General features: G+C 44.3%; 26 protein-coding genes. 12 read left to right on the forward strand and 14 right to left on the reverse strand.

Features of this window, described 5'->3' with window-relative positions; all coding sequences use genetic code 11:
- Window positions 1-70 precede the first annotated feature (70 nt).
- On the forward strand, window positions 71-2095 hold the full coding sequence (fusA, locus tag R7190_RS08990; RefSeq protein WP_042523303.1) for an elongation factor G: 2025 nt from the start codon (window positions 71-73) through the stop codon (window positions 2093-2095).
- 75 nt (window positions 2096-2170) lie between these two features.
- On the opposite strand, the gene R7190_RS08995 is transcribed toward fusA, so the two are convergent.
- Entirely contained in the window at window positions 2171-2365 is a 195-nt protein-coding gene (locus R7190_RS08995; RefSeq protein WP_005373920.1) for a hypothetical protein, read from the reverse strand.
- Window positions 2366-2552: 187 nt separating this feature from the next.
- Between R7190_RS08995 and R7190_RS09000 the strand changes: the two genes are divergently transcribed.
- A complete protein-coding gene (locus R7190_RS09000; protein ID WP_165935375.1) occupies window positions 2553-3365 on the forward strand; it encodes an aminoglycoside phosphotransferase family protein in 813 nt (270 codons plus the stop codon).
- On the opposite strand, the gene nqrM is transcribed toward R7190_RS09000, so the two are convergent.
- From nqrM to R7190_RS09015, 3 genes are read right to left on the reverse strand one after another with little or no spacing between them, the layout of a single operon-like run.
- Window positions 3343-3552, reverse strand: coding sequence for a (Na+)-NQR maturation NqrM (gene nqrM / locus R7190_RS09005; RefSeq protein ID WP_025768002.1), 210 nt, complete (start codon window positions 3550-3552; stop codon window positions 3343-3345). The two genes, R7190_RS09000 and nqrM, sit on opposite strands and share 23 nt — an antisense overlap.
- A 1-nt stretch (window position 3553) precedes the next feature.
- Window positions 3554-4060: a NifB/NifX family molybdenum-iron cluster-binding protein gene (locus tag R7190_RS09010; protein WP_005373923.1), complete on the reverse strand. Its 507-nt coding sequence runs from the start codon at window positions 4058-4060 to the stop codon at window positions 3554-3556.
- A complete protein-coding gene (locus R7190_RS09015; RefSeq protein WP_005373924.1) occupies window positions 4057-4347 on the reverse strand; it encodes a DUF134 domain-containing protein in 291 nt (96 codons plus the stop codon). The genes R7190_RS09010 and R7190_RS09015 overlap by 4 nt, the downstream gene beginning before the upstream one ends.
- 500 nt (window positions 4348-4847) lie before the next feature.
- Between R7190_RS09015 and R7190_RS09020 the strand changes: the two genes are divergently transcribed.
- The 4 genes from R7190_RS09020 (at window position 4848) to ompV (ending at window position 8762) form a co-directional block, all read left to right on the forward strand.
- The gene (locus tag R7190_RS09020; protein ID WP_005373926.1) at window positions 4848-5747 is read left to right on the forward strand and encodes an ABC transporter permease; all 900 of its coding nucleotides are present in this window, start codon (window positions 4848-4850) and stop codon (window positions 5745-5747) included.
- Window positions 5740-6969, forward strand: a complete 1230-nt coding sequence (locus R7190_RS09025; protein ID WP_005387213.1) for a quaternary amine ABC transporter ATP-binding protein — start codon at window positions 5740-5742, stop codon at window positions 6967-6969. The genes R7190_RS09020 and R7190_RS09025 overlap by 8 nt, the downstream gene beginning before the upstream one ends.
- A gap of 261 nt (window positions 6970-7230) precedes the next feature.
- On the forward strand, window positions 7231-7764 hold the full coding sequence (locus tag R7190_RS09030; RefSeq protein WP_158155736.1) for a copper resistance protein NlpE: 534 nt from the start codon (window positions 7231-7233) through the stop codon (window positions 7762-7764).
- A 221-nt stretch (window positions 7765-7985) separates the two neighbouring features.
- Window positions 7986-8762, forward strand: coding sequence for an outer membrane protein OmpV (gene ompV, locus R7190_RS09035; RefSeq protein WP_158155734.1), 777 nt, complete (start codon window positions 7986-7988; stop codon window positions 8760-8762).
- Window positions 8763-8837: 75 nt separating this feature from the next.
- Here ompV and R7190_RS09040 read toward each other — a convergent pair whose 3' ends face one another.
- The 3 genes from R7190_RS09040 to R7190_RS09050 all read right to left on the reverse strand — a co-directional run bounded on the left by R7190_RS09040 (window position 8838) and on the right by R7190_RS09050 (window position 12345).
- Window positions 8838-10505, reverse strand: a complete 1668-nt coding sequence (locus tag R7190_RS09040; protein ID WP_158155732.1) for an ABC transporter substrate-binding protein — start codon at window positions 10503-10505, stop codon at window positions 8838-8840.
- Between the two features lie 160 nt (window positions 10506-10665).
- Complete coding sequence (locus R7190_RS09045; protein ID WP_005373936.1) at window positions 10666-11280, reverse strand: outer membrane beta-barrel protein; 615 nt, start codon at window positions 11278-11280, stop codon at window positions 10666-10668.
- A 180-nt stretch (window positions 11281-11460) separates the two neighbouring features.
- Window positions 11461-12345 (reverse strand): LysR family transcriptional regulator, encoded by an 885-nt coding sequence (locus R7190_RS09050; protein WP_005387224.1) that lies wholly within the window; start codon window positions 12343-12345, stop codon window positions 11461-11463.
- Between the two features lie 93 nt (window positions 12346-12438).
- Here R7190_RS09050 and R7190_RS09055 point away from each other — a divergent pair, with 93 nt between their 5' ends.
- The gene (locus tag R7190_RS09055; protein WP_318137540.1) at window positions 12439-13320 is read left to right on the forward strand and encodes a DMT family transporter; all 882 of its coding nucleotides are present in this window, start codon (window positions 12439-12441) and stop codon (window positions 13318-13320) included.
- A 63-nt stretch (window positions 13321-13383) separates the two neighbouring features.
- On the opposite strand, the gene R7190_RS09060 is transcribed toward R7190_RS09055, so the two are convergent.
- The 4 genes from R7190_RS09060 to pncB all read right to left on the reverse strand — a co-directional run bounded on the left by R7190_RS09060 (window position 13384) and on the right by pncB (window position 17057).
- Window positions 13384-14163, reverse strand: a complete 780-nt coding sequence (locus R7190_RS09060; RefSeq protein ID WP_054730619.1) for a methyltransferase domain-containing protein — start codon at window positions 14161-14163, stop codon at window positions 13384-13386.
- 170 nt (window positions 14164-14333) lie between these two features.
- Window positions 14334-14852 (reverse strand): glycine zipper 2TM domain-containing protein, encoded by a 519-nt coding sequence (locus tag R7190_RS09065; RefSeq protein WP_064369415.1) that lies wholly within the window; start codon window positions 14850-14852, stop codon window positions 14334-14336.
- Window positions 14853-15066: 214 nt separating this feature from the next.
- Window positions 15067-15426, reverse strand: coding sequence for an acyl-CoA synthetase (locus R7190_RS09070; protein ID WP_318137541.1), 360 nt, complete (start codon window positions 15424-15426; stop codon window positions 15067-15069).
- A gap of 320 nt (window positions 15427-15746) precedes the next feature.
- Entirely contained in the window at window positions 15747-17057 is a 1311-nt protein-coding gene (gene pncB / locus R7190_RS09075) for a nicotinate phosphoribosyltransferase (protein ID WP_005373949.1), read from the reverse strand.
- 298 nt (window positions 17058-17355) lie between these two features.
- Between pncB and R7190_RS09080 the strand changes: the two genes are divergently transcribed.
- From R7190_RS09080 to R7190_RS09095, 4 genes are all read left to right on the forward strand, one after another.
- Entirely contained in the window at window positions 17356-18081 is a 726-nt protein-coding gene (locus R7190_RS09080) for an NUDIX domain-containing protein (protein ID WP_005373953.1), read from the forward strand.
- Between the two features lie 32 nt (window positions 18082-18113).
- Entirely contained in the window at window positions 18114-18767 is a 654-nt protein-coding gene (locus R7190_RS09085; RefSeq protein WP_054579245.1) for an isochorismatase family protein, read from the forward strand.
- A gap of 29 nt (window positions 18768-18796) precedes the next feature.
- Window positions 18797-19153, forward strand: a complete 357-nt coding sequence (locus R7190_RS09090; protein WP_042523322.1) for a VOC family protein — start codon at window positions 18797-18799, stop codon at window positions 19151-19153.
- 154 nt (window positions 19154-19307) lie between these two features.
- Window positions 19308-20201 carry a DMT family transporter gene (locus tag R7190_RS09095; RefSeq protein WP_005373960.1) on the forward strand — a complete coding sequence of 298 codons (894 nt, stop codon included), beginning with the start codon at window positions 19308-19310 and terminating at the stop codon, window positions 20199-20201.
- Here the strand turns inward: R7190_RS09095 and R7190_RS09100 are convergent, their stop codons facing one another.
- Window positions 20202-20942, reverse strand: coding sequence for a DNA-binding transcriptional regulator YciT (locus R7190_RS09100; protein ID WP_186585499.1), 741 nt, complete (start codon window positions 20940-20942; stop codon window positions 20202-20204).
- A 217-nt stretch (window positions 20943-21159) separates the two neighbouring features.
- Between R7190_RS09100 and R7190_RS09105 the strand changes: the two genes are divergently transcribed.
- Window positions 21160-21639, forward strand: coding sequence for a peptide-methionine (S)-S-oxide reductase (locus R7190_RS09105; protein ID WP_054701515.1), 480 nt, complete (start codon window positions 21160-21162; stop codon window positions 21637-21639).
- Window positions 21640-21677: 38 nt separating this feature from the next.
- Here R7190_RS09105 and R7190_RS09110 read toward each other — a convergent pair whose 3' ends face one another.
- On the reverse strand, window positions 21678-22733 hold the full coding sequence (locus R7190_RS09110) for an NAD(P)H-dependent flavin oxidoreductase (RefSeq protein ID WP_170896882.1): 1056 nt from the start codon (window positions 22731-22733) through the stop codon (window positions 21678-21680).
- 187 nt (window positions 22734-22920) lie between these two features.
- Complete coding sequence (eat, locus tag R7190_RS09115) at window positions 22921-24324, reverse strand: ethanolamine permease (RefSeq protein WP_149192166.1); 1404 nt, start codon at window positions 24322-24324, stop codon at window positions 22921-22923.
- Window positions 24325-24326 lie beyond the last annotated feature (2 nt).

A 24326-nucleotide genomic window follows, 5' to 3' on the forward strand; every position in this document is an offset into this window, starting at 1 on the left:
CGTGGGTTTCTATAACAACCCACTTCCTAGCAATTCGTAGGTTTTTCACGCCATCTTGCAAGGAGGCTCTATGCCTATCAATAAAATACGCAATATCGCTTTTGTCGGTCAAACCGGGACCGGTAAAACCACACTGATAGAAAAACTGCTCTTCACCTGCGATGCCACCCACCATTTAGGCAGCGTAGAAAAAGGCGATACTGTTACCGACTTCGACCCTCAATCCATCCAATATCAACACAGTATTGAAGCAACGCCAGTCGCACTGCGCTGGAATAAACACCGGCTCAATATCATCGACACTCCGGGACAAAACGAGTTACTTGGCCGTACTATCAGCGTTTTTCCTGCCGTTGAAACATCCGCCCTTGTCATCGACCCTCAAACACCACTAAACCAAACTTCCGATCGCCTATTCACCTTTGCAAAAGAGCAGCAAAAATGTCAGATGATCATCATCAATAAGCTCGATAACCACGGTAATCAGTTAGAGAGATTGATGGAGAACATCGTTGAGCATTTTGGTGACCACTGCTTGCCGATCAACTTACCTTCGACTGACGGAGAATCTGTAGTTGACTGCTATTTCGAACCAGAATTGGGACGAGAAACCTTACTTGCAACGGTAGATGAAGCTCATGAGACCTTAATTGACCAAGTTATCGAAGTCGATGAAGAACTAATGGAACTGTATCTGGAACAAGGCTCCGAACTCACCGCAGAGCAACTGCATGATCCGTTTGAAGAAGCACTGAGAACTGGACATGTGATTCCTGTCTGTTTTGTCTCAGCACAAACCGGTGCGGGCGTCGAGCTGCTGCTACGCACCTTGGCGGAGATCATGCCCATGCCAAACGAGGGTAACCCTCCTCAACTGGAAAAGAACGGCAAAAAAATCAAAGTAAATTGCGAAACCTTAGAGCACACCGTCGCACACGTGTACAAAGTCAGCGTCGACCCATATATGGGAAAACTTGCCTACTTACGTGTATATCAGGGTGAAATCAATGCGGGCAGCCAGCTTTATATTGGCGAAAGCAACAAGGCATTCAAGGTTGGGCACTTATATCAACTGCAGGGCAAAGATAGAACCGAGATCCCTCGCGCGCTTACAGGCGACTTCTGCGTTTTAGCCAAAGTGGATGATCTCGAATTCGATTCAATCGTTCATGACTCTCACGAAGAAGATGGTGTTCAACTCAAAACGTTGGATCTTCCTGACCCCATGTATTCTTTGTGCTTGAAGCCTCTTAAGCGTGGAGATGAGCAAAAATTAGGAGATGTGCTGAATAAAATTGCCAGTGAAGATCCTTCTCTGCGCATCGAACATCGCGCTCGCACCAACGAAACCATCATCAGCGGCCAAGGGGAGTTTCACCTCAAAGTCGCATTAGAAAAGATGGCGAACGTGTACAAACTGGACGTCGAAACCTGCCAACCAAGCGTCGAATACTTTGAAACCATCACCAAACCTGCCGAAGGGCATTATCGACACAAAAAACAAAGTGGCGGTGCAGGCCAATTTGGTGAAGTGCAATTGAAGGTTCGTCCACTCGAACGTGGTGCCGGATTTAAGTTCATCAACAAAGTGGTGGGTGGCGCCATTCCAACCGCGCTCATTCCTGCTGTTGAAAAAGGTATTTTGCAAGCGTTAGAGGAAGGCGCGATTTCTGGCAACCCAATTAAGGATGTGGAAGTCACCGTTTATGACGGTAAATATCACTCCGTCGATTCGAAAGAAATAGCGTTTGTCATCGCAGGTAAGAAAGCCTTTTTAGATGCGATTAACAACGCAGATCCTATTGTGCTAGAACCCATTGTCCAGATGGAACTGCACATCCCAACCGCGAACGTTGGCGATGTTTCTGGAGATTTATCTGGAAACCGAGGCTTAATCGAAGGCACCGAGCCAATCGACAGTAGCTTCACCTTACTCAGAGCCAAGTCACCAGTAAACGAGCTGCAAGATTACGCTCGTCGATTACGAGCTATCACGGGTGGTGAAGGCAGTTTTAGTATGACTTTAAGCCATTACGAGCCCGCGCCACCAGCAGTGCAAAAACAGGTCTGCCAAGGCAGTGCACAACAAGGTTAATTCCCTACGATTCAAATCAATCACATAAACAAAAAAGCGCCCTCATTTTGAGGGCGCTTTTAGGTAAAAGAAAAATTATTTATCGAGAGACAAACCTATCTGACTGATTTTGCTTTCAAACTCTTCGATGCTGTTCGCTTTGTAAGTCGGAGCACCGTTAAAGTAGCGCGGTTTCTCTGGCAGCATCGCATTTTTCAGCTCTTGTTCTTGATCGATATTGTCATGGTAAACCGTTACACGATTTGGAATATCCTGCTTCATTACAGCCATTTTGGTTCTCCTTTATTAAGACGAATAGTAAGCGTAGAACGAATTTATCGGAGTACAGGCGAGACTGTGTAAAATTTAGACACTCACAGCAAAATCATATTTAAACAGTTGCATTTAATATTTTTGAGGCACTTTGTCGTGGCTATTGGAAAACGTGAGTGCAGCGATTAAGGTGAGCTCTCTCTACATGAAGACAGGAAGTCCGGTGTCGCAACAAGAACTCAACCAAATGGGCAGTGCCAAAGTTTTTCTCATCGAAAAAGATGGCGTCCAAGTAATAGAAAAACGTAACCCTACTCAAATAGAAGTGGCGTTTTATCAACGCTATGCCGAGCAGTTTAACGCGCTTGGAATACACGTACCGCGCTTGATTCAACTCGACGACCAGAAAAACGTTCTGTACATTGAATACGTTCCCCACGCAGTCGAGCAAGCATTCTTACTTGAAGATGATCGAGTCATTGAACAACTCGTCAAACTGCACCGACTTCCACCAACATCAGATGGTGTTTATCACCGCCACCAGTGGACACCACAAGCGACTCAACAAGCACTCGCAACACTTAAACTGGGCTCAGAGACAGAACAGTTCTTCCACCAGCTACAACAACGATCGGCGCACCTTTTCGATGGGCAGAACTTGATCTCCGGAGACACCAATGCAGGAAACTGGGGACAGCGCCAAAATGGCGAGCTGGTGCTGTTCGACTGGGAGCGCTTTTCTACAGGGCATGTCGCGATAGATTTAGCGCCGCTCATCGAGGGCATGGGCACATTTGATGATTACTTGAACGTAGCAGACAAATATATAAAGTGCGCAGAGAAAGGTGAAACAACAGAATTGGCGCGCGATATCGGACTAGCAAAAGCGTGGATCGTTGTCGAGGTAGTCAACATACTGGTCTCCAGAGAGAATCCGCAGACCAGCAAGTATTTGGACTGGTTTCGGCAAACCTTGCCGCAATGGGCCAAAAGCCTTAGTGCTCAGGTGATGAGTTAGGCTCTGAGATTTGATGTAAACGCCTTTCAGGTTCTGCGCATGAGGTTTCGCAGTTGCATACTTTATCAACACCGACGTTGTTTAAACCGCCGCAACTTCCTTGAATACGCTTGTTATGAAAAATGACACCAAGTGACATCAACAAAATGATTGCGAGAAAACCAAGAAAGGTAAATAACCAAACCATATTAACCTGCCTTATTAGCCATCGACTCTAGCTTAAGTATAGCAGGGCTAGATGTTGCTTTGAGTAGCGCTTTAGGTCTTGCCAACAAGGAGGTTTTTGATTTTTGGCCACCACAACCACAGGAGCCGCAGCCGCCTTTTTGTTTGTGAACACTTTTCTTATGATTGTTTGATGGGCGTCCTTGAGAGGGCTCAATCAAAGGCTCTCTTGGAACCGCAAGCACATCTTCCAAGGAACTACGAGTAGACAGCCTAAATACTGGCGTGCCACTGCTAAGTAGCTTTGCCAATACACGTTCACCGATATTTCGCACAAGAACAGCATCCACGTTGTACCCTTGTAGAGACTGAATCAACTGAGACTTCGCATTACAACCCGCTTGTGGCATAGAAGCAATGTTCGCTAAGTTTTTTAGCATACCGTCAGTATCAGAATAAATAGCAATGTATGGTGCTTTTACAAAGTGGTTTGCCACCCGCTCACCATCATTAGGAATAGCATAAATCATAAGTTTGACTCCTCATTCGGAAAAACTAATGCATGACCTTCAACTAAACTTTTTGCGACTTTCAATCTTGCACTTTTTACTGTGTTACCAAAAGTTTGTCTAGAAACGCCCATCTGCTCCGCAGCTTGCTGCTGGCTAAGCCCCTCTAAGTCGGCTAAACGTAGCGCTTCTAACTCTTCTGGTAATATGGCGACTTGCTCCAACTGATTAAATGGAATGCCATTGGGCTTAAAGCAATGGTGAGCCGCACGTCCGCATATTCGTCTTTCTATCTTTGGTCTTGCCATCATTGTCCCTCAAAAACACAGAGTCAAATTACGCCTTAAACTGGCATATGCCAATAACATTTTTAGCATATGCCAATAAACTAAGTTTGCAAAAATCAACACGACAAATACGTAATACATCAGCATTAATTAGACATCTAATAATTTAGGAATTTTGATGACAAACGAACAAAAAGATCAATTCTAATTAACCGGATAATAAAAACGTTAGTTTGCGCAGATTTTTCATACAAATACACGCTAATGTGTTCATTTTATTGAAGAAGAAAAACTATAATCCAAGCAAATCATTAGTTTGAACACTAATGATTGTTTTATTTAAAAGGATGTATACCTAAGGAACGAAAAAGAGAAGTTTGACGACATCGGCCTGAGCTTAAAGGGTAATACTTTCGATACAGAACCTGTCGAACGACCATTACTTGGCCTAGGCGCCCTACTCTTCTTGCCAAATTAAGTTTCTTGAAAGCGCTTAGGTATATCAGAAAAAGGAAGTACATATGTCTGACTCAAATTGGCTCAGCGAATTCCCGGAAATGGATGCCTCTGATCTCAGGGCGATTCGCAAAACACTCGACGGCGCCTACAGAGATTTCTCTCGCGAGTATGGTGAACTCATTGAGTCTCTGTTTGATCCGCTCCTTGCGTTTCTTGTCTGGTTTGAAAAACTTCTGATTTCTACACCTTGGTTCATTATTTTAGGTGTCTGCACCACTCTCGTTTATGCCGCCAGCCGCTCTTGGAAACTGGCCGCTGCATGTTTTGGTTCGCTGATTCTGATTGGCTATTTTGGAATGTGGGAAGACACTATGCGTACGCTCAGTATCATCACTGTATGTACTATGCTTGCCATCGCACTTGGTATCCCTATCGGCATCGCTATGGCGCGCTCTAATCGCATTCAGTCGGTGGTAACACCATTACTCGACGTCATGCAAACCATGCCGGCATTTGTGTATCTCATTCCAGTTGTGATGTTATTGGGCATCGGGAAAATTCCTGGCCTTATCGCAGTAGTGATCTACGCGATTCCACCGGTTATTCGTTTAACCAATTTGGGCATTCGTCTAGTTGATAAAGAAGTATTGGAAGCCGCAACCGCATTTGGTGCCAGCACTCGGCAACGGCTTTTTGGGGTTCAGCTTCCGCTTGCAATGCCAACCATCATGGCGGGAATTAACCAAACGATCATGATGGCACTGTCAATGGTGGTCATCGCATCAATGATTGGGGTAAAAGGTTTAGGTCAGCCTGTTCTAAAGTCTATTACCAATCAATATTTCACTCTTGGTCTTCTCAATGGTTTAGCAATTGTCGCCCTAGCAATCCTTTTTGATCGTGCTTCACAAGCGTATGCGAAACGCACTCAAGCTCATTTAGGAGACTCAAAACATGACTAGTCCACTTATCGAAATCAGCGGTCTGTATAAAATCTTCGGTACCAGACCCAATAGCGTGATTGAGCGCGTTAAGTTGGGACATAGTAAAGAGCAGGTTTTAGCGGAAACGGGCCACACGGTCGGACTAAAAGACATCAACCTGCAAATTCAAAAGGGTGAAATTTTTGTCATTATGGGATTATCCGGTTCTGGAAAATCCACCATGATTCGCCACTTCAATCGATTAATCGATCCAACCATGGGGCAGATCTTGGTAGAAGGGGTGGATGTCATGCAACTTTCTAACAAAGAGCTTGAACAGTTTCGCCGTCACAAGATGTCTATGGTGTTCCAACGCTTTGGCTTGCTGCCTCATCGCACTGTTATCGACAACATCGCATATGGTTTGGAAGTTCAGGGAATGAATAAAGAGGCGCGCTTAGAAAAAGCAAATGAATGGTTAGAAACCGTTGGACTGACGGGTTATGAGCACCAGTATCCTGCTCAACTATCGGGTGGACAGCAACAGCGTGTGGGCCTTGCACGGGCACTGGCTACCGACGCCGAAATACTGTTGATGGACGAGGCTTTCTCGGCATTGGACCCTCTGATTCGGAGCGAAATGCAAGATCAGCTGGTAGAGCTGCAACAGAAGCTGCACAAAACCATTATTTTCATTACTCATGATTTAGATGAAGCGCTTCGACTTGGCGATCGCATCGCGATTCTTAAAGACGGTGAACTTGTCCAACAAGGCTCACCAGACGAAATTTTACTGCATCCTGCCGATGAGTACGTTGAAGCCTTTGTAAAAGACGTCAATAGAGCGCGAGCACTGACAGTCGAAACGCTGATGCAGCCACCTTCATACTGTGTTCGCGCTGAAACCATTGAAGATGCGCTGAGTGAAATGAAACGTGTTAAACGTGATTATGCCTACCATGAGACCAATGCAGGCTATCAAGGCGTGATAACACAGCAAGGATTGCTAAACGCAGCGAAGTTAACTCATATATCAGATTGGCGTGATGATATCTATGAAGAGGTGCCTATCATCTCTCCACATTTAGCCATTGAGCAAGTGCTGACTGAAGTCATGTCGTGTGAACATTCACTGCCCGTCATCGATGAGCACGGCCATTTGAAAGGCGAATTAAATCGTCAGGTTATTGCGGAGCTGTTTTCTGATCAACGAAGCACAAAACGAGGCACTTCACGCTCAAGCTTCAATAACGTTTCTTAGATGATGTTGATAATACAGCTCACAACAATGTGGGCTGTTATCAATTAACTCACTCCCACTCCCCTTTTTAGATATTTATCTGTGGGCTCAAGCTTGATACCCAAAGCAACATTTACATTGTTCTGATTTTCCTGACAATTTCATGCTCATATCCGGTTTTATTGACATAGTTAGATCATTCTATTGCTTTTTGATGACGCAAATCCTCGATAAATGTCTACTATTACTCTCATACAAAATCTTGATTTAAAGAGGGATAAAATGAAAAAGACAATGTTGGCACTAACAGGCGCGGTAATCATTCTTGCAGGCTGTCAAGATGAGAAACCTGCCGAAACAAGCGCAGTTGAAGTACCTCAGGCAACGGAAACTGAAGTCACCACCAGTGCAGACGTTACGACTGAGACAATTGACACGTTACCAGTAGAAGAAGAACAAGTAATTACTGAAGAGACTTTTGTAGACTCTGAACACAACGCACAAAGTGCTCTGGACTGGAACGGCACCTACAAAGGAACACTACCTTGCGCGGATTGTGCTGGTATCGATATGACCATCACACTAAATCAAGATGGCACTTACGTACTTGAAGAAAGCTACCAAGGCAAAGAAGACGGTCAATCAAAATCTGAAGGTCAATTCACTTGGGACGCAAATGGCAGCATCGTAACGTTGACAAATGAAGATGCACCAAACCAATACTTTGTTGGTGAAAACGTACTTATGAAGCTAGACATGAATGGCGAAAAAGTAACGGGTGACCTAGCACCACTATACAACTTAACGAAACAGTAAGAAGTTAGTATCAATACCTGATAAATACCCCAAATCCGAGCCACCCCAGCTCGGATTTTTCGTTATTTTAACGAAAGCTATTCCAGCAACCTTTCTATTCTGAAGCAACATTCTGCTTCTTACCCTGATTGTTCATTACATTTCCATACGCTTTGCCGATAGATGCTTACAACGTTATTTTGTACAGTGTTCAAAACAAAACAGAACAACTCGGAAAAATGATGAAAAAAACATTAATTGCACTACTTACTCTGACAGCTGCTGGCTCAGCTTTCGCTGGCGATACTTACATTCGTAACGGTAACATCTACAACAACGAAGGCGGTTGGAACGTAGAAGCTGGTGTGGCTCAAGGCAGCGATCTTTTCAAAGATCAAAAGCATAATACAGCACCAATTCTCAACGGTGGTTACCATGGTGACGACTTTAATGCCGACCTAAGTGGCATTAACTACCGCTTCTTCGGTAACACCAATGAGTTAATCAACATGAGTACCTACCTTGTAGGTAGCGGTGTAATGCGCGACGGTGATACAGCGAAAAGCCTGAAAGGCACAGATAAACGCCGCTTCGCCGTCGATCTAGGTTTAAACGCAGACTTTACACTGGATCAAAACAACGTCATTTCTACGTACCTTCAGCACGATATCAGTGGCGCTTACAAAGGTTACTTAGCGGGCGCGACTTACTTCCACATCATGAAATTCGGTAGTGTTGATTTTGTTCCTTTTGCTAACCTAACTTATCAAAGTGAAGACTACGTAGATTACTACTTTGGTGTAAAACAACGCGAAGCAAACGCAAACCGCAAAGCATACAAAGGTGATTCAACGGTAAGCTATGGTGTGGGCTACAAACTTGTTATGCCAATCAACGACAACTGGCAAGTAAGCCAAATGACACAATACACGCGCCTAGGCAGCGGTATCAGCGACTCATCTATCGTTGATAGTGCAAACCAATGGGTTGTTGGCGCAAGTGTGTCGTACAACTTCTAATCCGATACGCCCTTATAAAGCCATCATTTCGATGGCTTTATGCGTTGGACATTTGCATAATCTTGAACACAGACTCTAGTGTGAATGAGCAATCCATAACCTATGTAAATCGCTATAGCCTGTATTCTTCACCTGCACACCTCGCACTTGCTGTGTTTTTGTCACTTCTTCGTAGCCAACAAACAAAGGCAAATATAGGTACTGATCGCGCAGCGCTTTCTCTAGGTTTAATAAAGACTGTAGCGAGTGATCATCTGCCATCGCCCTGCGAACCTTTTCTCTGTGCCTTAACATCTGGCTTTGATCAAAACTAAAACGCAGTCCAGTTGCTATCGACAGCCATTCGAAGATGCCATATTCAAATGGTGCTTCCATGACTTCCTCAATGAAGAGCAAATCTGCTTGGTGAGACACTACCTCAGGAAAACTAATGTCATCAATAACGACGATCTCCAACTCCAATCCCGTTGCACGAATCACACTGTGCAACCATTCGGAATGACGAATTAAACTCGGTATCGTCCAGACAGGTTCAGCTAATACCACTTTACCTTTCAGTTTAGGTATCACAACACCATCTGTTATTGATAAATCTTGCTCGTGAGTCTCTAACTGAATGCTGTCAACGGCACTTGGCGCATCATAAATTCGCTTTTGCACATGGATGTAATCAGCGAGTTGATACCAAGTTTCTTTTGTGAGTTGGGATTCCGCACGTTCGCGGTAGGTCAGATATGAAAATGCGCTAATTTTTTCCACTTCAACGTGATCGGAGCTTTGGTTAAAGCTCAACATATTTAAGGTTTTAACATCACCATGAGACAGCGTTATTTGATCTAACAATGCGCGTGCTGAAAAATACTCTTTGTGCGCTTCAAGAGTCATACTCTCCTGGTTCCAGCCGCTGATTTTAAATGGCCCAGTCCCTATGTGGTAGGAATAACTAGAACCGAAAGAGACGACATCTCGACACAGAATAGACGCATGAGGAGTTGCTAGCATGTATGGAAACAACTTGTTCGGATGCTTCAATATGATTTTTAAGCAGTTAGATGTTTCTGCAACCACGCTATCAATGCATTGCCAGAGCTCGTGAACTGGTCCTTTTATCTCCCTGAGTCTTTCTATACTCCAAACCACATCCTGTATGTTAAGGGGCTCGCCATCATGGCGATATATGCCTGGCCGCAACCATAACGTCATTACCTTGCCTTCCATTTTCCATTCATGTGCTAACGATGGCTCGATACCACCATTGGAATTTTGGGTCAGCAATACGTCATAAACGCTTTTCGCGACGTGTAATTCAGTGTGACGGTAAGTATTCGCAGGGTCGATTTTGGATACCCAAGGGTAAGAAGAAATCAAAATAGCGTTATTTGATTCATTCAATCGATTCACTTTTTCAGAAGCGATGGTTAGTGCTCTAACCGCGGTTTGACCGAACCAATCAATAAGTTTCGTTATTGAGTTCATTCTTCCTCTGCCAAGCTCCTCAACCAAAAACTCGGTCATCGCTTGTTGGAGGGAAATATTAATACTGAGACGGCTAGCGTTACTTCGGCCAATCGCAGGTTGCCAATCGACCCAATCGTAAGTGGCAAGCTTTTTCATCACAATAGAAACATTGCGCCTCGACGTGCAAATCACCGCTTCTAGCTCAGAAAGCGTAACAAGGTGATACTGGTGAGGTTCAAAGTGCTTTAACAGTAGATCCAGATACCTAAGATTGACATCGTTCACAAAGATTCCTAAGAGTTATTCCAAAGCAAAAAAATAGCACAGGACGCTTAGCAACTAAACTTCCTGTGCTATATCTAAACAAATTCAAAGCTTGGACTCAGCTCGACCAACAGAAGTCAAAAACGTTTACTAAGCCAAGAGGTAACTTGAATAAGTATACTTAGAAACGGTAGCTCATACCTACAGAGAATACATTGATGTCTGCATCAACCGTTACTTTTTCATTGCCAAATTTCGCAATGTCTAGCTCAGGCATCATGTATTCCCATTCAACTTGTAGAGCAAAGTTTTCAGTAATAGCGAACTCTGCACCTAAACCGTACATGCCTGTTACAGTGCTGTCAGAAATGGTGGTATGGCCTGCGCTACCGTCAATCACAGAGTTGCTAATTTTGAATTCAGCATTGAAGTAAGAAAGACCAGCTTTAGCAAAAAGGTTGAAACGATCGCCAATCGGTAGAGTCGCTTTTGGCTGAATCGATAGATACTTCATATCACCAACAGTAACAACTTTGCCGTCTAAAGCATCGTAGCCACCAATGGCTGCTTCTAGAGAAATGTATTCGTTGAATTTGTAACCACCGAATACTTTGCCTGAAAGGCTTGAGTCATCTTCAAGTTTAAGTTTAGTGCTAGCGTTAGTACCACCACCATTGATAGAGCCATTAACATCACCAAACGATGCTTGACCTACAGATGCACCAACGTAAGGAGCTGCGTTTGCAACAGAACATGTTGCTAGAAGGGCTGTCATTAGCCATGTTTTTTTAAACATTGTATTTCACTGCCTGTTAATTATTGAGGTTGTGTTTTGCCCATCCTTAAGCATGCCATGCTGTCCATTTCACTTGGTTTCAAAACCAAGTGGATGTTAATGAATAAAAACTCAATAAAACATGAAATATTTAGACACAACTTTGCCACTTTCTTTCTTAATTTTGACAATTTAGTCATTTCACAAGCATTGCTGCTTCAACCAGTTAGTGAGCTTGATGATTTCCGCTTGCTTGGCTCGACTCTTTTTATGAATAAAATAAAAGCTGTCTCCGGTTTCCAATCCATGAGAAGGGATGTACACCAAATCGTGCGCTTTATCTCTTTCATTGAGCATAAAATCATTCGCAAATGCGATGCCTTGGTCATAACGCGCCGCCTCTATTGCCAACAACATATGACTAAAATGTTGAACATCGACATCTTTCGGCAAGGTGTAACCGCCCGCTCTGCACCACTCTGCCCAATCTTTTCCTCTCTCTCGATAAATTGAGTCTGTCGACAAAATAGGGTATCGCCAAAGCGCTTCTGGAATCGGTTGATCTTGCAACTCTTTCCAAATTTTATGGCTGCAGACCGGATACAACGTCTCCGCGTATAACTTTACCGACATGTAGTTTCGCTTTGGCTTCTCTACCGTGATAAAACAATCGCCAACGCTGTCTGTCTGTTCAGGATCACCAACGACCATATTGAGTGTCAGATCGATTTCTGGATGTAGGCGCTTAAAATCAGACAAACGCGGAATAAGCCACTTTACGGCGAGCGAGCTATAAATCGCCAACCGTATGCTGCCTTTGTCCCCTTCTCGCACCTTTTGGCTGGCCATCGCAATTGAGCTAATTGCTGGGCTAATATCCTCTAAATAGCGGGTGCCCGTATCGGACAAAGAGAGCTTTCTGCCTTGGCGGATAAATAATGATTCACCCAAGTAATCTTCTAATAATCGTATCTGGTGGCTAACGGCACTTTGCGTCACATTGAGTTCTTCAGCAGCAAGCGAAAAGCTAGAGTTTCTGGCAACAGATTCAAAACAGTGAACCGCTCTGAGTGGTGGCAATTTCATTATCTAAAAATCTCATACTTAAACTAATAAATATCACTTCACTTCATCCTATGACATCACCTACTCTTTGGCAAAGAAAGAGGAGAGGAAAAAGTGAAAGTTACATCGGTCGGAGCAGCGATGCTGCTATTAATTGTTGGAAATCTCATTGCGGTGCTTTCGGACTCTTTAATTAAAAGTGTCGGAAATGAAGTGCCTATTTTTCAATTTGTCTTTTTCCGACAAATATCAGCGGTGCTTTTCCTGCTGCCAGTCTACCTGCTAACAAAAAATGCGCCTTTTCTTGAAGGGTTTAAGTGGCATACTGTTCGCGCTCACGTATGGTTACTTGGTGCAATATTCATGGTTTTGGCGATCTCATCTTTACCGCTCGCAACTGCGAACGCGATCTTTTACGCCGCGCCATTGATCATGTTGCCGCTTGCAGCAATCTTTTTTGGAGAACAGTTGTCTAAGCAATCGGTCGCCGCAGCGATAATGGGCTTTGCCGGTGTATTGGTCATCATTCGTCCAGACCAAATCGATTGGGCAGCCATTTCAGCTTTAGTTGTTGCAATTACTTTAGCAATCAATAACTTGCTCATTCGAAAACTGCCAAAAAATCAGTCTGTGATGCAAACGTTATTGATGACAAACTTGGCAGGTATTCCAGTAGCCTTCTTGCTTGTTCTGATCGAAGCAGAACCTTGGGACTGGAGTGCTTTCCCTGTTGCTGCTGGCTCAAGTTTGTTCATCATGATTTATGCAGCAACATGTGTCATCGCTTACCGCTCGATCGATAGCAACAAAATTGCCAGCGCTGAATACAGTGGCTTAATTGGTGCCGTGTTTGTGGGATTGATTTGGTTTGGAGAAGTGCCAGACATATTTATGGCAATAGGAACCATTATGATTGTTGTGCCTCTGGTTTGGCTTTCTAAACGAGAGCGTCGCAAGAAAAAGTTGCAAGAGCAACAAGAAGCGCACGTTACTTAAAGTTGTGCTCTAACCCAAAGACTAAAAAACCGAGCCGTAAGTGCTCGGTTTTTTTATGTGGCTCTAATCGGTTTTTACGTAAGCGACTACGTGAGATAAAAACTGCCTTGCAAAGCGATCATTAAACCGGATGCGATATTCATGCTCGGCTTCCGACACTAGACGCCAGCCTTCAGCAAAGTATTCTTTGATATCATCAACCGCCTCTTCTTTATTTTTGATGTGTTTCGCGTTCCACTGATAAGTGCAAGAGACAACGATCAGCCCACCCACCTTGGTGGTTTTTTTTAGAGCATTGATCACGCTAAGTGGCGACTCACATTGATCAATCACATTTAAACATACGACTAAATCAAAGCGAGATTGGAGAGTATCGAGCTCAAAAGGCTGGTTAATTAGCGTCAAATCAACATGAGCACATTTCTGTACGATATCTCTATTCTCAACCTCTAAAGTGTTTAAGGTGTTCACATCGTGAAGGTAAGTAAGCTCGACGCGTTGTTCTTCTATTAACAGTTGCTTCAAGCCATCCATTAACCTATTTGAAGGCTCCACAAGCGTCGCTTCTTTAAGGTTAGGTAAGCGTTGCACTAACTCATAATAATTTCTTCCCAGCGCCGCCCCAACCTCAAGTAGGGAATACGGCTGAACGCTGCTTTCGATTACCGCCTGCGCAATAAAATCAGCAACTTGGGAGCAGTGAGGTGATGACAAAAAAGAAAGTGGGACTTGTTTTGAGCGACTGGTTATCATCTCAATCTGTTGATCCTCAATGAACTTGTCGAACCATTGAGCTTCGAAATAACCAGCCAGACCGTGCTCGGTCAGGTAAAAATCTTCCATGTTTTTTCCGTTCGTACTTTTAGAAAAGTGATTGTATCGAACGCGGAAATTAACGGGTATTTCTGGCCGCACATTCCAATAGGAAAACAGATGAAAACGCCGCGTATGTGAAAAAGCCCTTTCATCTCAAAGATAAAAGGGCTTGTTAATCGCTTCGGTTAAGTCGCTAACTATTGTGGTAGAACAACGTTACCATCTTGAATTGGGAACGTTTTTGTCGCTGGTTTGCTCGCCAAACGAACCGTCGTTGGTGCACCTGAAACTTCGTAAGTGACGTCGTAACCCACTACTTTATCTGATGTCGTATATTCTGTATGACACTGTTTTTTCGTCGTTGTTACTACATCACCTTTTTGCACATTCTCCTGGATCTTACGACCTGTCAGTGCACCAGCAATCGTACCAGCTGCAGTTGCAATCACTTTACCTGAGCCACCACCGATTTGGTTGCCCAGCGCAGCTCCAGCTGCTGCGCCACCAACCGTACCAATAATTTTATTGTCATCCGCAGGGGTAACTTGCTCGGTTACTACCACGTCTTTACATACTTGGTGCGGCTTTTTCACCGTTTCAGTCACCGCTTCAACCAAAGTAATGTTTGCTTGAGTTGGAGCTGGTGGCGTTTTGTCTTTACAGCCTGCTAGTACAGCAACAACTGCCGTTGCAATTGCGATAGATTTCATATTCATGATTTACATCCCAGTATGGTTTGCTTTGATGAGCGTTATGGTAAATCGCAAAAGGGAAATCACATCAGACGAAAACAAACCCTTTGTTATTAACAAGTAAAGAAACACTGTTTTATAAGAGGTACGTCAAGAAACACTCAGCAGAATGTCAACAGAGCTAAAACTGTATCACTACTGATTATGATTGGGCTGGACTAGTCTATGAGATTTATTTTTAAGCCAAGCTCAAAAATAGTTCGTCATCCGTTAAATACTTATGGCGGTGGCTTAGATTACGCACGTGCATAAACATAAAATCAGGGAAACCAGGCGCTATAATGTTATTTGGTTCCCAGCATACACCGCCAACAAACACATATCGCTCCTGCTTGTCATCTTCGTGAAGGGGGTTATTAAGAGGAGAAGAAAACTCTGCTCGGCAACCTTCAACCACACAAACAATTTGTCCTTTAAAAAGGCCAATCACGCGCTTTACAAGATTTGCCTTGATACCACACTTCCATGCTTGGCGAGTGGCCATCTCATAGCCATATTTTCGGATCGCTTTCTTTTGCAAATGTACTACTAGGTTCATTTTGACTCCTGATTCAAGCAACTACGTGAAGCCCAAAGTCATAAAAGCAGATAGACGTCTATACCCGAGTGAGCTCATGGTACGTGGGAATAAACTACGTGATTAGACTGAGTTTAGTGTCGGATGAGATACACCGTCCACGATGCTGTAACGTATCGATTTACACCAATCAAAGGCAGATAACACATCAACTTTTGAGTGCTTTCCTGCGCTGTATCTGGTTACTTCTGTATATTACTATAACGAAATCACCCTCCACGTTTACCTATATAAATTTGTCGTAACGATAGAGGGTGCTTATCATGGAGAGAGGATAACGCCTACGCGTCGATGAGATAATTTTGACCTTCAGTTTCTAAACGATCAATCATTTTACGACACTCATTTAAATCAAGAGGTTGTTCAAAGCGGCGCTTGAGATTCATCAAAAAGAAGATATCTTCACACATGGCTTTCTCAGGTTCGTCACTGATTTTGGCGACCGGTGAACCATTGCACGTGACCATTTTTATCACGATAGAAAGTGGCTGGTAGGCTTCACCATCTTTATTGACATAATCACCCATATCATTGGCAAGAAAAGTACCGATACCAAAACTCACCTGAATACGTCCTTGGAAATACTCGCAAATATCTAACGCTTGTTCGAAGTTAAGTCCGTCGGTAAACACCAGTGTTTTTGTTAATGGGTCTATATTCAGTGACTGGTAGTGTGCAATCATTTTTTCACCCCAGCTATAAGGGCAACCACTATCGTGACGTACACCGAAGTACGCGTTACTTAGTTCTTCATCAAAGTCTTTAAGGAAAGCATCGATACCAATCGTATCGGTTAACGCAATACCTAGTGCACCATTAAACATTTTTTGCCAACGTTGCAACGCCACTTTTTGCGAATCTCGCACATTCACCAGAGCTTGGTGTCCCATAAACCATTCATGAGCAACGGTGCCGATAGGCGTCAAGTTTAGCTCTTTTGCTAAGTGATAGTTACTTGTTCCTGTCAAACATTCCGGCACTTCCTGGCACAAATATTCCAGCATAGTGCGCTGAGCTTGGAAGGAAAAACGTCGACGCGTCGACATGTCAGAAAATTTAAAGTTAGTGATTTTACGACGTTTTAGTTCCGACTTTAGGTGCCGAACTTTCTCTTCTAAAACAGTGGTAAATTGCGCAACAGGGATATCTGACCAACGCTGACGGCTACGAACTTCAGACACGATACTCATGATGATCGTTTCGTACAAGATGGTATCTCGCCACAAACCGTTAATGGTAATTCTTAACTGGCTTGAGCCATCAGCCATGGCTTTATTATGGAAAGAGACATCACTTTGTGGGTTGAAACGGAAATGGCGCAGTGCATCAACAAAGTCAGGATTCAGGTAAGGCGCGACACGCTTAATATATTCAATTTCTTCTTGCGTAAATTGAATATCTTGCAGTTTAAGGACTTCGGCTTTTACCTCAGGCAAAAGCTCAGAGAGGTCTTCCTCACTGCGCACGATAAACTTATATGACACCATCGCATCAGGGTAAAGCGCTGTTACAGCACTCATCATATTGACTTTGTAGACATCGAAATCCAAAGCGCTTTGAATGATGCGGGAAGAAAATAGTTTGGTGGTCATTAGGTGCCCTTCTACATGCCCTTCCTGGGTATATAACTTTTTGTTACTAACTAATTTGCGTAAACAATAAACACCCATCTATAGTTTGTCAACTTTTGTTACTAACCACTCATTTTTATAAGGTTTTTTTGTCTAGAATTCGAGCAAGCATTGTGAATAAGTCAGAGTCATCCGTAAATTTATGCTCAAACCGTATTACGAACACTACCAAAAACGTTTCTAACAACTCGTTACTTACCCATTGATTGACCACTTGTTATGCGCTAGATTACTTACAAATCAATATTAGGACCCAACCATGATCGTATCTGTCGACATTATTCCATTCAGGCTATCTGGCTGTGCCGATAAGGGATTGGAAGTGTTGTTGATTAAACGTTCAAATCCAAATCGGCCATACCATGGAGTCTGGGCACTACCGGGCGGATTTGTCTTTGATAAAGACTTAACCAGTGAAGGCGGACGCCCGGCCGATGAAAACTTTGAAGCGGCGCGTCGCCGAATTTGCCGTGAGAAAATCCATACCTACCCTCGCCATTTTAGCGAAGCGTTTATCGACGGTGATCCAAAGCGCGACCCAGAAGACTGGAGCTTAAACATTACGCACTACGCCTTAGTCGATCGTAACAATGTAGAGCAAATAAATAATGCAGGTGTACCGGAATGCCAACTTAAATGGTTTTCGCTACAGGCTATTCTCAATGGAGAAGAGACTCTCGCATTTGATCATCAAAAAACCATTGAAAAAGCGTGGCAAAAGCTTCGTGCATCCATTGAATACACATCGGTTCTTTTGTTTGCATTAGACAAAGAGTTTTTGGTTGCGGACATCATTTCTGCTTATCAAGAGTTTGGTATTGATATCAGCCGAATGACGATTAAGCGCCGCTTGATAGATTCAGGCGTACTAAAACCCACTAATAAAGTCGCTTCAACCAACAAAGGCAAAGGTGGAAAACCCGCAATGGTATATACGCTGACTAGCGACGAAGTAACCTTTTTTCAAAACTGTTTGCGTGGATAAACGCAGACAATCAGACAGACAAGGAGTCTGCCATGACTGTTCGAGTAAACTATCAAACTACAGCAGTGATCGACGTTGATCCAGAGAAAGGCTTTAGTGAGTTATGTCCAAATGAACTGCCCGTTGCAGGTGCGTTGGAAATCGTACCGGAGCTTCTGAGTAATCATGCCAAAGGCCGATTAAAACTGGTCAGTCGTGACTTACACCCACCAAAAGCAAAGTGGGATGCAGAATCGCCATCCAATATGCTTGAGCCCGTTGGTTTACCGAATGTGGATATAAAGTGGAACCGTCACTGTGTGCTTGGCACAACAGGTTCTGAGCTGCTAGATGGTTTACCACCCGTGTTGGACTATGATTTTCAAGTTAATAAAGGTATGGATCCTGACGCGCACCCTTACGGTATTTTTTTCCATGATATTGCCGACACCAAAACGACAGGCGCGCATGAATTTCTAAAGTTCAACGGGATTGATACCTTAGTTATCGGTGGCCTTGCCTTAGACTTTTGTGTGAAAAAATCCGTCATGCAAGCGCTGGAACTTGGCTACAATGTGGTAGTTAATCTTGCTTCAACTCGTGCGGTGCTGCCTGATAATGTAGAGAATGTGCTGACAGAGCTCAGAGATAATGGCGCATTATTTGTCGAAAAAGCGGACGACATCATCGTAGAAAAGTTCGCTTAGAAACGATAGTAACCGAGAAGGATTTCACCATGCATCAACATGAAAAATTGAATTACGTTGAATTTGGTTCCACTAATGTCAGTGCGACCAAACAATTTTTTGAGCGTGCTTTTGACTGGAGCTTTACCGATTATGGTCCAGAATATTCTGCATTTTCAGGACAAGGGTTGGATGGCGGATTCTTCAAATCTGAGTTTATAAACCAAACCGCAAATGGTGGCGCACTTTTAGTATTTTATAGCTCAGACATTCAGGCCACTCAGACAAAAGTAGAGCAGCATGGTGGAAAAATTATCCGCCCTATTTTCGAATTCCCCGGCGGCTGTCGATTCCACTTCACTGAACCGAGTGGAAATGAATTCGCAGTATGGTCAGAGAGCCATTAAGTGATCACAAATCAACAACACACCATCAACGTGAGCCCAAGCTAGCCAGATCCGGAACTGGCATTACATTTCTGGTTGACCTCATCCTTGGTTTAATTCACTGTTAGCGCAACAATTAATCGATGAGGCGCTAGACCTCGACCAAGGATGTCAAATGACTGCCGTCAGTTTTTTTCGCTTACTCTGCCTCGCTGCTATTTGGGGTGGCTCGTTTCTGTTTATGCGAGTCGCCGCCAACACATTCGGGCCGGCTTACTTAATCGAATTTCGAGTTACATTTGCCGCCGTCGCTTTGTTATTGATCGCCGTATATTTGAAGAAGAAACTCACGTTAACTGCGCATACTAAACACTTCTTTATTATTGGCTTATTCAATAGCGCAGTTCCATTTTTACTCTTTGCGTACGCAGCCCAGACACTGAATGCATCAACTTTAGCAATATTGAACTCAACCGCCCCAATATGGGGAGCACTAGTTGGCTTTGTTTGGTACCGCAGCCCACTCACAGCGAAATCTGTTCTCGGTATGCTAATAGGCATAGGAGGCGTTGCAGTCTTGGTCGGCTTAGATACTTCAACCATAGGTGAAGAAGCCATGCTCCCTATTGCCGCCAGTTTGATGGCTTCTTTCAGCTATGGCATTGCTACCAACTACACTAAAAATGCGCCACAAGTACCTGCTTTTGACAATGCTCACGGCAGCATGTGGGCGGCGGTTATTTGGGTACTGCCGCTGCTACCATTCTTACCAATGCGTGCAGAACCAAGTCATTTCGAATGGAGCTCTGTTGTCACGCTCGGCGTTGTATGCACAGGGTTCGCTTATTTGCTCTATTTCCGCTTAGTTTCTGATATCGGCCCAGCTTCAGCACTGACTGTCACTTTTCTTGTTCCTGTTTTTGGTATCTTATGGGGCTACTTGGTGCTAGATGAGCCCGTCGGCTCTAACACCATCATAGGAACAATTCTAGTGCTTAGCGGCACTATGCTAGTCACCGGTTTCTCCCCAACAGCAATGCTCGCGAAGAGAAAACGAAGCGTGGCTTAATCAGCCTAATATAACTTCCACACCTAGCTTTTTGATTTGTTCAAGGTCGCTTTTCGGAGCGGCTTTGTCAGTCAGCAGCACTGATATTTCGTCAGTCTTACCAATTGATGAGGGATAAATTTGCCCAAATTTACTAGAATCCGTTAGAACAATATTGCGCCTTTTTTTCGCAATGATGGTTTCTGCGATCTCAGCGCGCATCATGTCGCGGCTAGTAAAGCCAGTGTCTTGATGGAAGCCGTCAATACCCAAGAAGGCCGTGCTGAAATGAATGTTCTTAATACACAACTTAGTCAGCGGTCCGACCAAGCTCTCGCCTTGGTGCTGATACACGCCACCAAGCAAGATAATGTTGGCAGAAGTGTTACGGATGAGATGGGCGATATACGCCGATGGCGTAATAATGGTCACATCGCCGCGCTCAGCCAATGTCCGAGCCAACAACGCATTGGCACTGCCTCCTTCAATCAGCACTGTCTCATTCGATGCGACCAAATCCGCAGCTTGGTTTGCGAGCGATTGTTTAATATCGAAACGTACTTCTAGGCGGGCATCAATGTCATCACTTTGCAACGCGGTAGCTGCGCCGTGAACGCGCTTTAGGTAGCCCTGTTGCTCCAGAAAGTTCAAATCCTGTCTGATGGTCACACCCGACACGCCAATGATGTCAGAAAGCTCTGTGACTTGAACGCGTTTACGGTCGTTCACTAATTGCAGGATTTCATTTTGTCTTGGGTTCACAGGTTCGCTCCTTATTGATGAGCTTACAGTATACTCACCTGATGTTTCATATGAAAAGAACTTGAAAGTAAAAAGGAAAAAACGCGTGGTCTGATTAGCCAAGCTGTACCTTGCGAATATCGCTCCCATCAACAGATAATAGGGCAACGAAAATGGGATGGAAGAAGAGGGGTTAACTCCCTACATCCCAACAACGGTAAAGACTAGGATAAAAGTAATGGAAGAAATTTACTTCGCAGGCGGTTGCCTTTGGGGCGTGCAAGAATTTATGCGCCACCTTCCGGGCGTAATCAACACAGAAGCCGGGCGAGCAAATGGCACAACGGATAACACTCAATCCGAATACGATGGCTACGCAGAGTGCGTGAAAACCCAGTTCGACCCTGAGCAAGTTTCGGTTGAAACTTTAATGGGGTATTTGTTTGAGATAATCGACCCTTACAGCGTTAACAAGCAAGGTGAAGACGTAGGTGAGAAGTACCGTACTGGTGTTTATAGCCAAAACGAACAGCATCTCACCATCGCGAAAGCGTTTATCGCAGCACGACCGGACGCCGACAAGATCGCCGTAGAAGTACTGCCACTCACAAATTATGTGCCAAGTGATGATGAGCACCAAGACAGACTCACAAACTTTCCGAATGATTACTGCCACATCCCATTAGATTTACTACATAAATACAGGGATAACTCGTAACCATTCAGTCAGCATCGCTTTAAAAGGCAAGATGCATATCAGTTTAAATCGATGCCTTCCACTAATGACAATGTCATTTCTGCCGCCGATATTTCTTTACAACCCGACGAGTTTTGTCCGCACCACAACGGAGTGAATTCATCTCGGTTTTGCTTTTCCATAAGCGCTCTTAGTTGAGCCATTTCAATGGAGGCGTATGGGAATTTCGGCGCAAACTCACTGATGTAGCCTAGCTCCGACATCGCGCGATTCACAATGCCTCTCGCTGGTCGGCCCGAGAAAACATTGGTCACAGCGGTATGTTGCGCGCGTTCACTGGCAATGGCATATCGATGTAAAGACGATGTTTTCGCCTCATCACACAACAAATAGGCGCTGCCAACTTGAACGGCACTAGCTCCTAATCTCAACGCGGCTTCCACCCCACTTCTATCAGCGATTCCGCCTGCAGCAATAACAGGCAAATTCACCCGTTTGGCGATTTGTGGTAATAACGCCATCAAACTTAATTGAGTAGTTAAATCATCCGATAAAAACATACCTCGGTGTCCACCAGCCTCCAAGCCTTGGGCGATAATACCGTCAACGCCTTTTGCTTCTAGCCAAAGTGCTTCGTCCACCGTGGTCGCTGACGAAAGGATCTTCCCTCCCCACCCTCTAATTCGAGCTAACAGATCATCGTCTGGCAAACCAAAGTGGAAACTGATCACTGGCGGTGCAAATGGTTCAATCGCGTCAGCAATATCATGATTGAAAGGCATCCTTGTCGGAGCGTTTGGCTGAACCTGAACGGTTGCATCAACCTCGGAAAAATACGGTTGCAGCGTTTTTTGCCACTTTTCGTGCTTGTTGGCGTCATACTCCGGCATTTCATGGCAAAAGAAATTGAGGTTAAACGGTCGGTTAGTTGCCTGCTTGATAAGTTGAAGTTCTTTTACGATGGCGTCTTTGTTCAGCATTCCACAAGGTAACGAGCCAAGCCCGCCAACATTACTGACGGCTATGGTCATTTGGCTGTCTTGCACACCGGCCATTGGCGCTTGAATAATCGGTAACTCTGTTCCCAAAAGTGTATTAAATACCTTGTTTATCATGCTCTTTCCTTGAAAACTTAACCTTTACCTGTGATGGATCTGCGCCATCGTTATCCAGACTAGACTTTCACATGATTAACCGCTTATAAAGTTAAAGTGATGCATTTGTGCGCTATGCACTTTTGATAGAAATGACAAAGGGAGCCTATGGCTCCCTTAATATGCTGAATAACAAGAATCAAAGTGACTATCGTACGACATCTGATTCAAGCTCTAGCTCTGCTACAGACAGCATGGCAAACTCTTCCTCGGCGGTTGCTGCCACCAGTTTGTTGCGGCTGTATAACCCATAATAAACACCACCGATAAGAAACAATCCCATTGTCATGAAAAAGGCTGAGGGATCAAAAGCATAAACACCTGTCATTGCGATCAAAGAAAGCACCAGAGAAATACTCGAAGTAATTATCCCACCAGGCGTTTTATATGGACGAGTTAATTCCGGCTGTTTAATTCGCAATAAAATATGGCTCAAGGACATTAATGCGTACGATACAGTCGCACCGACAACAGCCATCGCCAAGATTAAGTCCCCCTCACCCGTAAGTGAAACCAAGAACCCAAAAACGCCCGGAACCAAAAGCGCACGAGAAGGCACTTTTTTGTCACTGGTTAATGACAAAGTTTGCGGTAAATAACCCGCGCGGGAAAGCGCAAACACCAAGCGACTGTAACCATAAATGATTGAAAAGAAAGAAGCGATAAGGCCAGCCAATCCAAGTAAGTTCACGGCCATTGCTACCGTTGAATTGCCCGTAAGCTTTAGGGCGTCAACTAATGGCACCGCGCTATCGCCTATGACCTTTGAGCCAACCGCACCAGCCAAAAGGACGACTACGATAGTTGCGGTTAGCAATAAAAACAGCATCGCACCAATGATGCCTTTGGGAACATCTTTTGCCGGATTTTTTGCCTCCTCTGCCGCTAAAGGCACACCTTCAACCGCAAGAAACAACCACATTGCAAATGGCAACGCAGCCCATACGCCATACCACCCAAACGGCAAGATTTCTGTTGCCTGAGCCGTCGCCGGAGCAATATCGAATAAGTTATTAACGTCAAAGTGACCAATAAGCACAGCAGCAGTAATTAGAATAGCTAGCACAGCCAAACCACTGATGACCATCATTACTTTGAGAGCTTCGCCAACCCCTGCCATATGAATAGCGATAAAGACGGCGTAGAAAAGTGCGTAAACAACAGGGCCATCGATACCAACCAATTCATTCACTGCTGAGCCAATAAAAATCACTATCGCAGCAGGCGCGAGCGCATATTCAATCAAAACTGATAAGCCAGTGAAAAAGCCACCTGTCGGCCCCATCGCCTGTCTTGCGAAGCTGTAACCACCACCCGCAGCAGGAATAGCCGCAGACATTTCAGCTAAAGACAATACTAGCGTGAAATACATTACTGCCATCGCGATAGCAGCAATAAGAAAGCCTCCCCATCCTGCTTGAGCGATGCCAAAGTTCCAACCGGCAAAGTCACCAGATATAACATACGAGACACCTAAGCCAGCAAGTAAAATCCAACCTGCGGTGCCTCTTTTTAGCTGCCTTTTGGCCAAGTACTCCTGATGTTTAGACATAG

This window comes from Vibrio sp. 1078-1 (assembly GCF_033340475.1).